Below are 16,513 nucleotides of genomic sequence, written 5' to 3'. Positions count from 1 at the left end.
TATGGAAAATTACTAAACCCTAAAAACTAAAATTTTGAAAAGTATACACATCAAAACAGCAAAGAGCAGGTTGGCATTTTTCAATTTTATCCTATTGGTAATGCTCTTTCTTACCAACAGAAGTATGGCCCAATGCCCTACTCCGCCGGGCGATCAGGTTGTAGGCGGAAATGGCTCGTGGATAGGGTATGTTTATGCGGATACAGACGGAAATAATCCTCCAGCCAATGCATTTACGACCACATACCGGGGGTTTATCACAGAAAACGAACAGTTCGATAATAATCTTGGTGCTGACCTACTTAGTGGAACTGATTTGTGCGGGAGCTACAATAACAATTTTGCTTTGCGTTACAAAATGCAAAAGACGTTTACTGCAGGATACTACACTTTTACCGTAGGTGGTAATGACGGGTATAGGCTGAGCCTCGATGGCGGATTGACCTTTGCTTTATCAAACTGGTCAAATCATTCCTACCAATCTTCCTCGGGCTCCTATTATCTAAACGGAAACGTTGATTTAGTCCTGGAATATTACAACCAGAATAACAATACCCGGGTCAATTTTTCCTATGTATCCTGCAACACCTTTTCGACGGCACCGTCTCAGATCTCCTCAGTCAACGAGGTTTGTAACGGAACACCGCTGACGCTTACCGCCAATGGAGGATACGAAGCCCCTGGAGCATTATACCAATGGGGTACTGGAAACAATATCGGTTCCAATATTCTGGTCGGTGAAACCACTGCAACATTGACCGTTACGCCTGCCACAACCACAACATACTGGGTGCGTCGCAACGACCCTGCTCCCTGTTCGCTGACCACTTCCGGGATTACAAAAACAATAACAGTAACAAATGGCTCTGTAGCCCCAACATCAGTTACCGGAAACACGATGGTTTGTTACGGAAGCAACACGACACTAACCGCAAATGGCTACTCCGGAAACATCCAATGGCAGAACGCTGCTGACGGTATAACATTCACCGATATTGATGGTGAGAATGGCCCAAACTACACGATGGAAAACGTAGTAATCAGTTCGTTCCTCAGGGTTCGGGTAAAAAATGGAAGCTGCCCGGAAGTGTACTCCGATATTATTCCCATTACAGCCAGTGCAGCTTCCTTCGCAGGAGTTGTTTCGGGGGGACAGATCGTGTGCGCGTCGGGCAACACTACCATATTGAATTTGACGGGAAACGTAGGCACGATACAATGGCAATCGACGCCAGAAAACATTAATTTCACAGATATAAATGGCGCAACTTCTGCCTCGTTGACAGTTATCGACCTGAACACTACCACTTTTTACAGGGCTAAAGTGACCAGTGGCGGCTGCCAGGAAGTATACACGAACCCAGTAAGCATCATCGTTAAGCCAACGCCGGTTGCAGGTACCGCATCAGCCACCAGCGATACACTTTGCGCTGACGTGGGGGCTGCCACCTTAACTTTAAATGGATTTCAGGGTACCATCCAGTGGGAGGAGTCCACTGACAACATCTTATTTTCGCCCGTTCCAAGCGCAACTACTTCGAGTTATACAGTTACCAATCTTGCCGGCAGCAAATATTACAGGGCCGCGGTGTCAAATCCTGGCTGCCTGCCTGGGTATTCGAACGTACTGCTTATCAATGCCAGTCCGGTGCCGTTGGCAGGAACCATTTCAGGTGCTTCAGTAATTTGTTCCGGCGCGAACAGTACGACATTAACCGCTACAGGAACTGTAGGAGCGATACAATGGCAGTCGTCAACTAACAACATCAATTTTGTAGATATCAGCGGTGCAACCTCCGCGACATTTACCATCACAAACCTCACCTCAACTACGTTTTATCGCATGATGGTGGGTGGCGGTGCGTGCACTCCCGTATTTTCACCGAGTGTCAATATGGTGGTAGGGCCTTCACCTATCGGCGGGACGACTTCCGGTGGAACAACAATTTGTAGTGTTATAAACAATACGACGTTGACACTAACCGGGTACAACGGCAGTATACAATGGCAATCATCATTGGATAATGTTACATTCAACGATATCACGGGTGCTACCGGTACGACCTATACGGCCTTAAATATAGCCTCGACCACGTATTACCGCGCTAAGATTACCAATATCTTTTGCCCGCCCGCCTATAGTACGGTTTCCACATTAACCTTTTCTGCACCGATAGCAGGAACGATTTCCGGACCGGCCACGATATGTTTGGGCACCAGCGCGACGCTTACGTTAAGTGGACATAATGGCACGATTCAATGGCAGTCTTCACTCGACAATATAACCTTTTCAAATATCTCAGGTGCCACCTCACCTACTTTTGTGGCAAACAATTATACCGCTTCAACCTATTTTAGGGCACGTGTGACAGGAGGCACTTGTGGATCCGTTAATTCCGCTTCATTTTTAGTTTCTATTGTGAATAATACTGCTTCCGGAGGTACAGTTGGCATTACTGGAGTGACTGGAACCAGTTCCGGGGTTGTTTCAGGTTTTAATAACCTTACGCTGACCTTAACAGGAAATTCAGGAACGTCTAGACAATGGCAGTCTTCTACAGACAACGTTAATTTCACCGATATACCCAATGCAACGGCGGCTACTTATAACGTCAATAATGTGCTCGTGAGTACCTATTACCGTGTTGCCTCGACAATGGGTTCCTGTACGGCCTACAGTACGGTATATTCGGTACTAATCTGTACGCCACCCGGAAATCCGACCGTATATGGTACCGGCACGAACTGGAGGATTTATTATTACGCCCAGCATGATGGGGCGAATCCACCATCGGATGCGTTTACTACTACTTATCGGGGATTTAACACCAGTATCGGTGTTGAAACCTACGACTACACTTTCAGCGGCAATATGGGTACCAATGTTTGTGGAACCAATTGGAACAATACCAATGGTGCTTACCGTTACCGTTTGACCCGTAATTTTCCATCAGGCACTTATGTCTTTAGGGTGGGATCCAATGGCGGTTACCGCATGAGTGTAGATGGCGGTACGACATGGCTTATTAATAAGTGGGTGTCAACCGGTGCCTACAATATTACCACTTCAACCAGTGTGCCCCTTAGTGGCAATGTTAACCTCGTCGTAGAATATTTTAACCTGTCAACCTATAATCCGAGGCATACCTTCAACTATTGCGAGACGGGCTCAGGAGCACCTGCGCCCACTTCAATCACAGGTAGCAGTACCATGTGTTTGGGTACCAATACCACTTTGTCTGTTCCTTACTCTTACAGTTCTACTTGCCAATGGGGTACCGGAACGGTGGTGGGCCAGAATATCATTAGTAATAACAACAGTGGTTCAATATTTATTTCTCCGCTCGTCACCACAACCTATTGGGTCAGGAGATACAACAGCATTTGCAACACCTACAGTGCGGCTGCCTTTAAAACAGTTACGGTAATTACGGCGAGTCCACAAACGCCAGCCGGCAATACTACCGACTATGGTAATGGCAAGTGGATCGGGTATGTATATGCTTCAAAAACGGGCACATGGCCATCAACGCCCGCGATCGCCTTTAACAACCCGTATCTATATGCCGGCTACCTCACCACACCTTCTGACACCTTTTCATTTTTTGGCTGGGTTGGCTCCACCACCCCTGCTCAATTTACGGCAGCGACCATGTGCGGATATTTTGAACAGTACTTTTCTGTGCGATACAAAATGACGAAGAACTTTACCCCCGGTTATTATACTTTCACAATTTCGTCAGACGATGGGGCCCGATTGAGTATTGATGGCGGCGTGACATGGGTCATCAATAAATGGACGGCGACCCAGACTACCTATTCTGCCTTCCTGAGCGGTCCAACCAACCTGGTACTTGAATATGCCCAGGGAAATGGTGATTATAGCCTAAATTTCAACTATACTGCCTGTACGAACCTATCCACCGCTCCAACTGCCATTACGGGTACAACAACCATCTGTGGAGGTAACAGCACCACGCTTACGGCTACCGGGGGCACACACGTCGCAGGGAGTACCTACGAATGGGGAACCGGAAGTGTCGTTGGGGCTAACATCATCGCCAACCCTGGCGCCTCGATGACTGTTTCACCATCCTCAACCACCACTTATTGGGTCAGGCGGAAAAATGGGCCTACCTGTGTAGAAACTTCAGGCGGCACTGCTTTACCGATATATACAACCGGTGTTACTGTTACCGTAAATGTTTCCGGCGCCAATGCAGTCGCAGGATTCATCACCGGTGGTGGAAATTCGGTTTGCGCCAATCTAAACAGCACGGAATTGACGTTAAACGGAAGCAGCGGTTCAATACAATGGCAGTCTTCGCCTAACAACGCTTCATGGAGTATTATTCCGGGTGCGAATGCAACCACCTATACTGCCACCAACCTGGCGACTACAACTTATTTCAGGGCGCTTCTAACAAGCCCCGGCTGCGCTGCCGCGGTCACAACATCCGTGAATATTATAGTGGTACCGCTCGTAGCAGTCGCAGGCACTATCAGTGGCGCCGGTAGCGCTTGCGGCACTGCCAATAGTTTTTCTCTAAACGTTTCCGGTTTTGCAGGTGTACTGCAGTGGCAGGCGTCCCCGGACAACATCAATTTCAATAACATCAGCGGTGCTACGTCAATCTCTTTAAATATCATCAACCTTCCAGTAACCACCTATTACCGGGTGGTCGTGACCAATGGCCCGTGCTCGTCGGCAACAACAACTTCAGTAGCAATTGTTGTCAACCCGATATCGTCTTCCGGCACGGCAACAGGGAATACCACCGTTTGCTCGGGAGTTAATAGTTCAACAATTACATTAACCGGTGCTGTTGGCGCTGTGCAATGGCAGGTATCTTCGGATAACGTAACCTTTACTGACGTTCCCGGAGCCACTTCTGCTACCTATACCGCGGAAAACCTGACGACAACACAATATTATCGGGCAATAGTGAGTAATTTATGTTCGACGTCAACATCCAATGCAGTCACCATTTTTGTTAATCCTTCTCCTGTAGCTGGAACCATCACTGGTGGTACCTCATTGTGTTTTGGCGCCAACAGCGCAGTACTCGAACTATCAGGTAGCAGTGGTGCCATCCAATGGCAGTCGTCGGTGGATGACATCAATTTTACAGACATTCCGCTGGCCACCGCAACTACTTTAGCCATTTATAATTTGGCAGAGACAACATATTACAGGGCGTTTACCTCCAACTGGCTGTGCACCAGCGCCTACCCCGGGAGTGTAGCCATTACTGTCAATCCCATTCCGGTTGCGGGAACGATATCCGGAACGACGACGGTTTGTTCAGGCATTAATAGTACCGATCTGACGATCAGCGGGTATATTGGTGATGTCCAATGGCAGTCGTCCGTTGACAATGTTACCTTTACAGACATCCCAGGCGCCACTTCTACAGTATATTCAGCCGCCAATTTAAACGCTACGACTTATTACAAGGTAATAGTAAGCAGTGGTATTTGCAACGCTGTGTCTACGACTACTGCTATAATGTATGTCAGGCCAGCAAGTTTTTCAGGTATTGCATCCGGTGACGCTACAGTGTGTACGGGTATAAATACCACTGAAATCCAGTTAACCGGTTTCGTCGGGAATATCCAATGGCAATCCTCTCCCGACAATATTAATTTCACAAATATATCTGGAGCTACAAGCAGTACTTATTCGGCCATTAACCTTACCGAAAAGCAATATTATAGGGCAGTTGTAACCACAAATTTGTGTTCATCATCTATTTCAAATTCGGTTGAAGTGATTGTCCTTCCATATGCTGCTTCCGGAAATATTTCGATATCGGGCACCACGCTATCTGCTGTCAATGTTTGTTCCATAACCAACTCGACGTTGTTCACACTGGCGGGCTCTGCGGGCACCCCACAGTGGCAGTCATCAACCGATAACATCACTTATGAGGATATTGTGGGAGCAAACGATACCACTTACTTAGCTTCCGGCTTAACCGTCACGACCTGGCTGCGGGCCGTGTTGACCAGCGGCTCATGTGGAGATCCGCAAACCACTTCCCCTTTTTTAATCAATGTCCCGCCGGCCATTACCTACAATGGAGTGTGGTCAGGTGTACCCAACGCCGGAACAACGGTTGTCGTTGCCGATAACTTAAATCTTGGCGGCAACATTACCGCCTGCTCCTGCCAGGTTACGGGAACATCACAACTCACCATTCCAAATGGGGTAACGATGCTGGTACAGAAAAACATTGTCGTAGAACCAAATGCATCATTAGTTGTCGAAAACAATGGCAGTATTGTACAGGTCGACAATAGTGTTGTTAATTCCGGGAATATTATTTTCAAAAGAAATACGTCGCCGCTAAAGCAGGATGACTACACCTACTTTTCTTCTCCCGTTGCCAACCAGACTTTAGGTGCATTGGCAACAAACACTTATTACCATTCCTACAACCCAAATGTAAATTGGGTTCCTGAAAGTCCGTTGACGATCATGACGCCTGGGGTGGGATATATCGTCAGGGCGCCCGATAATCTGGATTATACGCTGCCGCAAATTTACACAGCAACTTTTGGTGGTGTTCCGAATAATGGAATCATTGAAGCTCCAATTTTGCGGGTTGCAGGGTTAAGTTGCAATTTAATTGGGAATCCGTATCCTTCCGCATTGGATATAGACAAATTCATTTTGGATCCGGCAAATACGAATGTAGTGAATGGAACCATTTATCTTTGGACACACAACACGGCCATCTCAAATGCGATTCCAGGGCCTGAAACCAACAATTACACCACCGATGACTACGCAAAATATAATTTAACTGGTGGCGTCGGTGCCGGTTCCGCTGCACTTACCGGCGGCAGCGTTCCCACCGGAAAAGTCGCTGCCGGGCAAAGTTTCTTCATTGAAGCGAATGATGCGTTGGCACCGGGTACCTATGCTGCAACATTCAGGAATGAAATGCGGGTTACAGGGCAAAACAGCCAATTTTACAGAAGCAGTACCAACACAAGCCAAACCGCTTTGGGCACCATTGAAAAGCATCGGTTTTGGCTGAATATATCGGACACCGAAGGTTCCTACAATCAAACACTCATTGGGTATATCCAAGGGGCTACAAACGGCTTCGACAGTAAATTTGATGGGAGGACATTACCAGCCGGAAATGCGGTATCGCTTTACACTATTTTGGGCTCAGAAATATTGGCCATCCAGGGGCGCAGCATTCCGTTTGATGTGAGCGATGTAATTGCGCTGGGATACGTGTCCATGAACGGAGGCAATTTCTCTATAAATCTCGAAAATTTCGATGGGCTATTCCAGGATCAGGACATCTTTTTAGTGGACAAGGCTACGAATACCTATCAAAATCTGAAACAAAATGGTTATTATTTCACCACGGCAAGCGGCACATTTAATGACCGCTTTGAAATCCGCTTTACATCTTCCTTATTGGGCCTTGATGAAAATAGTATGGATGGTTTCAGTGTAATCCAACGAGACGGTTACCTGATTATCGATGCGGGCATACAGACAATCAGCAGTGTCAAAATTTATGATATTCCAGGTAAGACCATTTTCTCTAAAAATGATCTATCGGAATCAATATACTCGACACCTGCGCTGCATGCTCCATCTCAGCTGCTGCTGGTCAGGATAACATTAAACGATGGCACCATACGGTATAAAAAAATACTGGGCAGGTAACTTGATTGAATCTAATGGGATTCATTGCCTGCCCGGCAAATACAACAAGCGGTAAAAGACAAACAAAAACAGTAATAGTCTTACAAAATTATTACCTTAGGGCAAACTACAGAAATGAAACGTCTCTACGCCTTACTGTTGATTTGCGCTGTTCAGTTAGGAATAGCTCAGCCTGCTGCACATCAATATACGACCAAATGGGTAAATTCTGAAAACGGGCTAAAGCAATTGATTGTCCGATCGTGTATCCCCGATGACGACGGATTTGTATGGATTGGCACAGAATTAGGAATATACCGCTACGATGGCGCAAATCTCACCCAGGTTAAGGATACCAAATATCCTGCGTTAAGCAAACAACGAATTATCAGGATGGGTAAGGACATGCATACCGGCAAGATCTATTTTGTAACCAATCCTGAATGTAAACTATACGCGATTAATCACAATGTCATTGAACAAGTAACTGTTGAAAAACTCGCAAAGGCTATTTTTACCTCCAATGAAATCTGTTTCACGGAGTCTGATTCATTAATGAAAAAAGTGTTCAGCGCTGAACGCATTCAAAAACAAATTCTCGATTATACCTCTGTCACATTCCAGACTGCCTCCCTTACCCAAAACTTCTTCTACCTTCCGCAATATGATCACCTCATTGCTTACAACAAAAATGGCGAAATCAGAAATTTTGACTTAAAATGTTCCTCAGGAATGGTGCTGCTCCAGTTTGGAGAAGACATATTGGTCGCAGATCAAGGTAAAATTACGCCCATTTCTGAAGGTAAAATAATAAACAAGAAGATTTCAGTAGATGAGAAAATCCAGTCGTACCTGCGCCGCTCATTGACGAACCTATCTGACCTGGAAATTCTGGGTTCAAAAGACCGCTATTACCTCAAATACAAAGGTGGTATATATCAAATTGTATACCAAAACAACCACCTGCGTACAGAATTCCTTTTTAAGGCGCCCGCCGCCGACATTACCTCAATTACTAAATTAGAGGACGAGGGCATATACCTGATTGGCACAAAGACAGAGGGAATGGCGATTGTCAAACCCATCCTTTTTAATACCGTCCTGTTTGATGAAAACAAATTAAATAAGTCCATCAACTATTGTTACGCGGTCGCGGCGGTTTCGAAAAACAAATGGTACAGTGCATCTGGCTGGAGTTTCAATCCTGAAACCCGTAAGGCAACACCAGACCAGTTTCTGGCAGATTTCAGGAACACAAGGTTTTTACTTCCCGTTAAGAACAAATTGTATTTCCATGCAAAAAATAATTTATGGAACGTCAACACCAGGAAAAACGACTACGACTTCACCTATCCAGACTTAATTCAACCCATCTATTCCGGGTTTTCGGGGTATGCCTATTATAAAAACCGTTTGTATATTACCCACCTTTATATGGTTTATCAATCTGTAGATGGCCAATTTAAAAGAACAAATGGATTAAACAGCAAACTGGCAGAACGGTTAATCAATGGCATTTATGCCGTCGACAACGGATTGCTAATTCCCACCGAAAAAGGGTTGTTCTTTCATTCACCGGAACAAGGGACGACTTCCCTTGTCAAAGGACTTGAGCACGTCAATGCAAGATACATTAAACCAGTTGGCAAAGGGGTGTACTGGGTGGGGTGCTACGGCGATGGGCTTTTTTTAATGCATCATGGGACAGTGTATAAAGTGACCGACAAAAATATCGATATGGATGCGGTGCATGCGATTGAGGAAGATTCAGAAGGAAACTTGTGGATCAGTACCAACTACGGACTTTTGAAAACTGAAAAAAAGTCGGCACTTATTCACATCCTGAGGCGGCTGCCGCTGGCTTGCTACAAGTTTTCAAAAGAAGACGGGCTGCTGACTAATGAGTTTAATGGCGGCGGTACACATCCTTCGCTACAAACTGAGTCGGGCATATTGGGTTTTACGTCAATGAAAGGCTTTGTATGGTTTAAGCCAACCGATGTCCGGCAGCATCGGTTTATTGGAAAAATCCTGCTGAACAATCTCGTGGTCAATAACACAGACACGATTATCCGGCAAAACAACAAATATCAAATCCCAAGTAGTGCTGACGTGCTCTCCTTCAATTTCAGCTATGGGTATTACTATAACCGGGAGAACCTCACCATTGCTTATCGCTTTGAGGACCAAGATCATTGGACGGAAATCAAGGGCAACTCGTTCCAGATGGCACGTTACCGAAATGGTGCGCATACATTACAATTGAGAATCTCCACCCATAGCTTTTCCAATGATCCCGGCATCACGCAGACATTTAGGCTGGATTTTGAAGCCCGTTTTTATGAAACATTCTGGTTCTGGGGGCTAAGCTTTCTGCTGTTTGCGTCATTTATCTATATTTCATATCAGGTGGGCGCGATGTTACGCCGGAAAAACGAAATACAATTGAAGGCCCGTATTAATGAAAAAACAGCGGAACTACGTGAAACCGTCTACGAACTGGAACATTCGCGAAGTACCGTGGCACAGTCGCTGCGGGAAAAAGAGGTGTTGCTGAAAGAGGTGCACCACAGGGTAAAAAACAACCTGCAACTCATTATTAGCATGCTCAATATTCAGGCCAGGCGAAAAAACTACATCGACATTGAGGAGTTTCTGCAAAAGAGTGAAACGAGAATTACGACTATGGCTTTAATCCATAGAACCCTATATCAAAGCGAGGACTCACTCGATAAGATTAATTTTCAGTTATATCTGGAGGGCCTTGCCCAATCGATTAGCGACACCTTTGAAAATAACGATGGAAGAATACATATTGATATACAGACCCAAAACACGATCCTGAACCTTTCAACAGCGATACCGCTTGGCCTGATCATCAATGAGCTCATGACCAATTCGCTGAAGCATGCGTTTCCGAACAACCGACAGGGTGTGATTTCCATTCATCTGCAGCGCATCGCGTCCGACAGGTTTGAGCTGATTATGGGCGACAACGGCATTGGCTTTCGTAACGAGAAACGACGAAGTAAGTCTTTCGGTTTAGAATTGATAAGCCTGCTGGCACAACAACTAAAGGCGGAGGTGAGAATGCCAGACGCTGACCATCGGAATTACGTAATTCTTTTCGACGAAATTGATATTCGAAATGACTTCACGATCCTGTAGCCCCCTACCCTTTAACCTCAAGGACGCTCCGAAGCAGACCAAAAGATAATATCAATATCTAACACCTATTGTTGCTTTTAAGCCATATCAAGCCCGATATGTGGCGTATTTTCGTGCTTTGATGTTAACAACGTGTTCAGATATTATAATCAACCAACTAACTAAACGCAGTTCCCCATCAGGCAAACTTATTGTGACTTGTACCTTGTGTACTGTTGCGGTTTTTTCATGGATTTTAGATAATTAATAACGTTTGCCTGATTTTTTTTACTGAACAAATTGAATGCAATACAACAAAGCCCTGGCTTCAGGTAGTATCAAATGACAACAAATGGCGAACCGAAAAAAAATGATTAAGGAACTTAAAGTTCATGTTATCCCGGTATTATACGAAATGAATTTCACCGGACGATTTCCACACTTCAGGCGAATCACGCCAAACAGGATTAACCTACTCAGCTTTCACTTCTCGTCCACAAACAGCGGTTTTAGTATTGACCTGGCTAATTCATCGCCCGATGGCCTAACCACCGCATCCGGATACAATGTCAAACCTACGAAACTGACCGCGCATGATTTTAAAAACATGCAGCCGATTATTGTACACCCATATCTTGACGGCGCAGAAAGAAGCCTTTTCCGTTACCGTAAAGCCCACCTATTTGATTTTAATGTGACGAAAAAAGTCTGCCAGCATGTTATTAAAAGCCTGCATACCGCCAATGAATTCTGGACGAAGGGCACGCTGGATCACCACACCAAATAAAATCGAAGTATTTAGCATACGTTATCTTTTTTAAGCCACGTAATGCGTGTTAATTCCTTTATTTTTACTTCAGTTTTGATGAAAGGTATTTGATTGCGTGCCCCTTTTGCGGAAGACTGGTTCCGGGTGCTCTAGAATTTGCCTTGCCAAATGTCTCTTTGCAGCACTGTTCCCTGATTGGGTTAAAAATGTTTGGGTATTTACAGTGATGCGGACAATAACAAACTGGGCACCAATCAAAACCAATCAGGCAAACAAACTTCAAGGCCATTATCTGGCCACAATGATTCCACATTGTAAATTTTAAGTACTGAAGTGTTTGCCTGGTTTTATTTATAACCCCTAGGGCGAATTACGTTACCCGCGTTCCCATTTCCTACAGCTCCAGCAACTCCGGACACTTCCACTTTGATTGTGCAAAACAACAGTGAATCTAAGATGTATGCATTGCGCAGGCTCGCAAAAGTGTTTAGGTTTTGGTTATTTTCCCGATTACAGCTGTTTTTCCATGTGTGGTACGCTCATTTGAGGATGTTTTCGATACTGTATGGAAGACTTCAAATTGATGTCGTATTCTGACACATACTGTTGTTTATAAGCAATATCATGCGGTTTAAAACGAATATTTTTGGGTATTGCTATTACAGGTGAAGGACAATCCTTAATTGACAGGTTCCACTCCGTTCGTAATTCATTTTATTTTTTTTAAGTTCACAACAGTAGTACCCAATTGTTTTTTCTCATTCGGTTGGAATATTTTTTGGTGTTGGGTTAACACCGGAAAAAAGGTGTGTACTTCCCTGTAGCAATGAATACTAATCAGGCAAACTAGTTTTTGGTTAACAATTGTAGAGGTTGTTTTCAGATTTATAGATTTGGGGTCTTAGTTCAGTTTGCCTGATTTTTTAATAATCTTTAATTATTAAAATCATGAAAAAAAAGAAATTGTATCTCATTGGACAGGTTCCTTCCTTTATCGATGCCTTTTGCGAGGCAAAATTCCGAAAGACACAAAAGCAATTGACCAAATCCGGGTTTATCATCTGCAATCCGATACTCCGCTTAACCAATGACTCGCTGGAACGTGACGAGGCTGTAAAGCTGAACCTCCAGGATTTAATGTTTTCAGACGCAGTGTACATTATGCCCTGTGTATCGTTGATTGAATGGCGGAAAAATATTGAATTAAAGTGGGCCCTAGACCTAAAACTCACGATGATCAATGGCATGTTTGATGCAACGGCAGAAGCTCCTGAACCAATTATCACTAAAAAATACCGACTGCAGACACGTGTAAGCAAATAGGCAACGCCTTTCGCGGGGATTGTCTATTTATTGTGTTATACCTGACTTTAAGCATACAGCATTATGAATATCAATATTGTTCTTTACGTTGAAAACGAAATTATAAAGGCTGGATTCACTTCCATCATCCACGATGGCATATTGGCCAGCAAGATTACAGCGGCAGACAGATCGATGGCTCTTGATCGTACCGTATGGGATTCTTTTGACATCGCCATCATTGAGATCAGGGGAGCGCATGATTCGCGGCTTGAACTGATTCAACAGCTTGCGGGCCGTACAAGGCCGATAAAGATTTTTGCTTTTGCTTACCACCAGCCAGATGCGGCGACCGCTGCCTTCCTGAAGGCGCATGAGGTCGAGATGATCCTGGAGAACCAATCCCCTCAGGAAATCCTAAAGTTACTCACGTTCCATTTGCGTTACCGCAAGGTCGGGAAACGCTTCAGGCGCAATAAAAACTGCAAGCTCAAAAGCCTTGGGACGTTATTGTCAGATCGGGAGATTGAGATTGGGATGATGCTTGTGCGCGGTGAAACCATTGCGACGATCTCCCAAAAGAAAAACCTTGCCGCTTCTACGGTGAGTACCTACAAGAAACGCATCTTTGAGAAAACGAACGTCAAAAACGTGATTGAGATGTCGCGTTTGTTCGTCAAGGCACGCCCACAGCTTACAAGGGCTATGGTCGGGGGATAGCTGCCTATACTGGGCTTCCCTAAGCTTGCCTTCCCATTTAAGTGTTTATATGATTTAGTTAAAGGTGGCTGGAGTCTTCTATGACCTCCGTTTCAGTGACTGCATGCCACTGTTCCCCCCGCAACTCCCCTACCCCTGATCTCCATTACACTGGCTCCCCGGCCTTCGTCCACCACTCTGGAAGCAGGAAACGCTTGACAGGGCTTGGTTTTCGTATGGTACGCGTTATCTTTGCATCCTTATCCGGAAACGTATGACAGATGCGATTGCAGAAATTGGTATCGACGACATGGGCAGGCTCTTTGTGCGGCCTGCACAGCAAACTTTTCCTCACATCTACCGTACCGCGAGTGAAGTGCATTGGGACGCGGCACGTGGCTACCTGTATGCGCCTGCGGCCTTAAAAGGGTGGACACGGCAGCAATGGTACAGCCACATTATCGATGTGGTGCGGCTCGAGGCTTATTGCATGCTGGAAGTGACTGCGGCGACGCGGTTTATCAACCTCGAGGAAGGCTTTGGGAGCTAGGATTGCCTGACACTGCGGGCTATTTGGAGCGCTCCTGAGTGCCTGGCATTTATTCCTGAATCATACCCATTGGATTATTCTGACTGCCCTCCCGATCTTTGCCTTCCCCGCACGTGCTGGCGTCCGGAAACATACCCAGTGGCCGGGTAGATCCAATTAATTCAAACCCGCAGCTGTACAATTCCGTTTTGACTCAACAAAGCCATCGATGGGATGCTATTGTTTCAAATAATACCTTTTTGCAGATGAGATAACCCATTTTGCATATTAGGTTTGCTGCCGCAAAAGCAAACGCAGACTTTTACCTCAGTTATTAATCATTAAATTTGTTTCTTATGAAAAAGTCGTTCGTTTTTGTCATCCATTTAGGGTTCTGGGTTGCCTACTTTTTTTTATTATTTGTTATCCTTGCCGCCGCAACGATGGGGTTTTCTTCTGGTATCAGTCCCGGGTACCTTGCCAAAGTAGGATTTTCATTTGCGGTATTGCCTCCTTTTATCACGTTTTATCTTTGTTATTGCCAACTGTTTCCTAAGTACATCCAAACCAATAAAACAGGACTTTCATTGGTTTATGGTGTGTTGTATGCTGTGGGTGCTGCGCTGGTTGGCGGATTGTCATTGAGCTTGTTTTTCGGTTCAGGGGTCATGTTTAAAGACGGTTCAGTGTCTTTTCTTTCAGAAATTGCCTGTATGTCGCTTATTGGATTGGCCGCAGGTATTATGGGCATCATTCTTAAAGGATTTATCAACTGGTATGATGAGATCAAATTAAAGGAAGCGCTTCTTGAGAAAAACACCGAGATTGAGCTTGCTTTGGTAAAAGCACAACTAGACCCGCATTTTTTATTCAATACGATTAACAATATTGATGCGTTGATACTCAGGGATCCCAAAGTGGCCTCAGAGTACTTGAACAAATTGTCGGAAATTCTTCGGTTTATGCTTTTTGAGACCAAAACGGAAGCGATTGCATTGTCTAAGGAAATTGAATACATAGAAAAGTACATTGCTTTGCAAAAGACCAGGACTTTGAACGACAATTTTGTGCGCTTTACCTTAAGCGGAAGCATTGCCCATCAAATGATTTCGCCAATGGTCTTGATTCCGTTTATCGAAAATGCGTTTAAACACACGGGCAACAAAAAAGCGGCAGATGCCATCACCATTTCGTTGGCTGTAACAGACAAAAAGATTGTTTTTGAGTGCCAGAATAAATACAGTGATAACAACAAGTCTCAAATAGCGGATCACGGTATCGGTAATGATCTGATCAGAAAGAGGATTGCGCTTTTGTATCCCGGAAAGCACGACTTATCGATCACCAACGTAAACCAATGTTACAAAGTAACATTAACTTTGACCCATGATTAAATATTCCTGTATCATCATTGAAGACGAACCTTTGGCTTTGGAAAAGACCAAAGGTTTCGTTTTGAAAACACCTTTTTTGAATTTGCTTGGGACATTTGACAATGCCCTTGAAGGCCTTGCCTTTTTGAAGTTGAACAAGGTGGACATCCTTTTTTTAGACATTAACATGGACGAGCTTTCGGGTATTGAACTGCTTGAAAGCTCCCGTTTAGATTGCCAGGTCATTATTACGACGGCCTACTCAGAATATGCGCTGAAAGGGTATGAGCTTGATGTTACCGATTATTTGCTCAAACCTTTTTCGTTTGAACGCTTTTTACAGGCCGTAACGCGGATCCAGGACAAGAGCGGCGCGGTACCTTCACAGGCATTGGCGCGGCAATGCATCTTCGTAAAGACCGAAAACCGATTGGAAAAAGTCAATCTCGATGAGATCCTGTTTATTGAAGGGATGCGGGATTACCGGAGAATCCATACGGTGAACAAGCGCATTATGACGCTTCAGAATTTTTCGGAGTTTGAGCAGCTTATCCCGGCCAACGTGATCTGCCGTGTGCATAAGTCGTATATGGTTGCGATCGGTAAAATTGATGCGATTGAACGCAGCCGGATCAAGATCTCAAACCAGATTATCCCTATTTCTGAAACATACCGGGCCCATTTCTTTTCTCAAATCCACGGATAAGTGACTGGAGTTCTCTTGTTTTGCGGGTCATATGTTTGCACCAGCCCTTTTTAGCGTGAATGGTGTTCTGCTGCTTTTGTTCGGAGTCCATGTAACGCCGGGTGGAGTGACGCGGTTCTCGATACGTCGTGCCCCTCTGCTGGCGCACGGTCCACGACACTCGAACTGACGGGAGGATCTACCGTAGGTGTTTAAATAAGCGCAAAACGGGAAGTGTCTGCGCAGCATGGGTTCTCGATACGTCGTGCCCCTTTGCTGGCGCACGGTCCACGACACGCGAACTGACGGGAGGATTTACCGTAGCTGTTTAAAT

At 45.0% G+C, this 16,513-nt stretch carries 8 protein-coding genes; all 8 read left to right on the top strand.

Annotated elements, in window-relative coordinates; translation table 11 throughout:
- The first annotated feature begins 34 nt into the window (after window positions 1-34).
- The 8 genes from CFE23_RS09590 to CFE23_RS09555 all read left to right on the top strand — a co-directional run bounded on the left by CFE23_RS09590 (window position 35) and on the right by CFE23_RS09555 (window position 16,200).
- Window positions 35-7,696: a hypothetical protein gene (locus CFE23_RS09590; protein WP_291087156.1), complete on the top strand. Its 7,662-nt coding sequence runs from the start codon at window positions 35-37 to the stop codon at window positions 7,694-7,696.
- A 114-nt stretch (window positions 7,697-7,810) separates the two neighbouring features.
- Complete coding sequence (locus CFE23_RS09585; RefSeq protein WP_291087154.1) at window positions 7,811-10,843, top strand: histidine kinase dimerization/phosphoacceptor domain -containing protein; 3,033 nt, start codon at window positions 7,811-7,813, stop codon at window positions 10,841-10,843.
- A 331-nt stretch (window positions 10,844-11,174) separates the two neighbouring features.
- Window positions 11,175-11,609: a hypothetical protein gene (locus CFE23_RS09580; RefSeq protein ID WP_291087152.1), complete on the top strand. Its 435-nt coding sequence runs from the start codon at window positions 11,175-11,177 to the stop codon at window positions 11,607-11,609.
- A 930-nt stretch (window positions 11,610-12,539) separates the two neighbouring features.
- Window positions 12,540-12,914, top strand: coding sequence for a hypothetical protein (locus CFE23_RS09575; RefSeq protein WP_291087149.1), 375 nt, complete (start codon window positions 12,540-12,542; stop codon window positions 12,912-12,914).
- A gap of 63 nt (window positions 12,915-12,977) precedes the next feature.
- Window positions 12,978-13,613, top strand: a complete 636-nt coding sequence (locus CFE23_RS09570) for a LuxR C-terminal-related transcriptional regulator (protein ID WP_291087148.1) — start codon at window positions 12,978-12,980, stop codon at window positions 13,611-13,613.
- 253 nt (window positions 13,614-13,866) lie between these two features.
- Window positions 13,867-14,142, top strand: a complete 276-nt coding sequence (locus CFE23_RS09565) for a hypothetical protein (protein ID WP_291087146.1) — start codon at window positions 13,867-13,869, stop codon at window positions 14,140-14,142.
- 335 nt (window positions 14,143-14,477) lie between these two features.
- Window positions 14,478-15,515, top strand: a complete 1,038-nt coding sequence (locus CFE23_RS09560) for a histidine kinase (RefSeq protein WP_291087144.1) — start codon at window positions 14,478-14,480, stop codon at window positions 15,513-15,515.
- Window positions 15,508-16,200 carry a LytTR family DNA-binding domain-containing protein gene (locus CFE23_RS09555; RefSeq protein WP_291087142.1) on the top strand — a complete coding sequence of 231 codons (693 nt, stop codon included), beginning with the start codon at window positions 15,508-15,510 and terminating at the stop codon, window positions 16,198-16,200. Before CFE23_RS09560 ends, CFE23_RS09555 begins: the two co-directional genes overlap by 8 nt.
- Window positions 16,201-16,513: the final 313 nt, after the last annotated feature.

Origin of the sequence: Flavobacterium sp. BFFFF1, from assembly GCF_002256285.1 — a bacterium.
GTDB lineage: Bacteria > Bacteroidota > Bacteroidia > Flavobacteriales > Flavobacteriaceae > Flavobacterium.
Note: the sequence above shows the minus strand (reverse complement) of the source record. Positions and strands in the feature narration are given on the sequence as shown.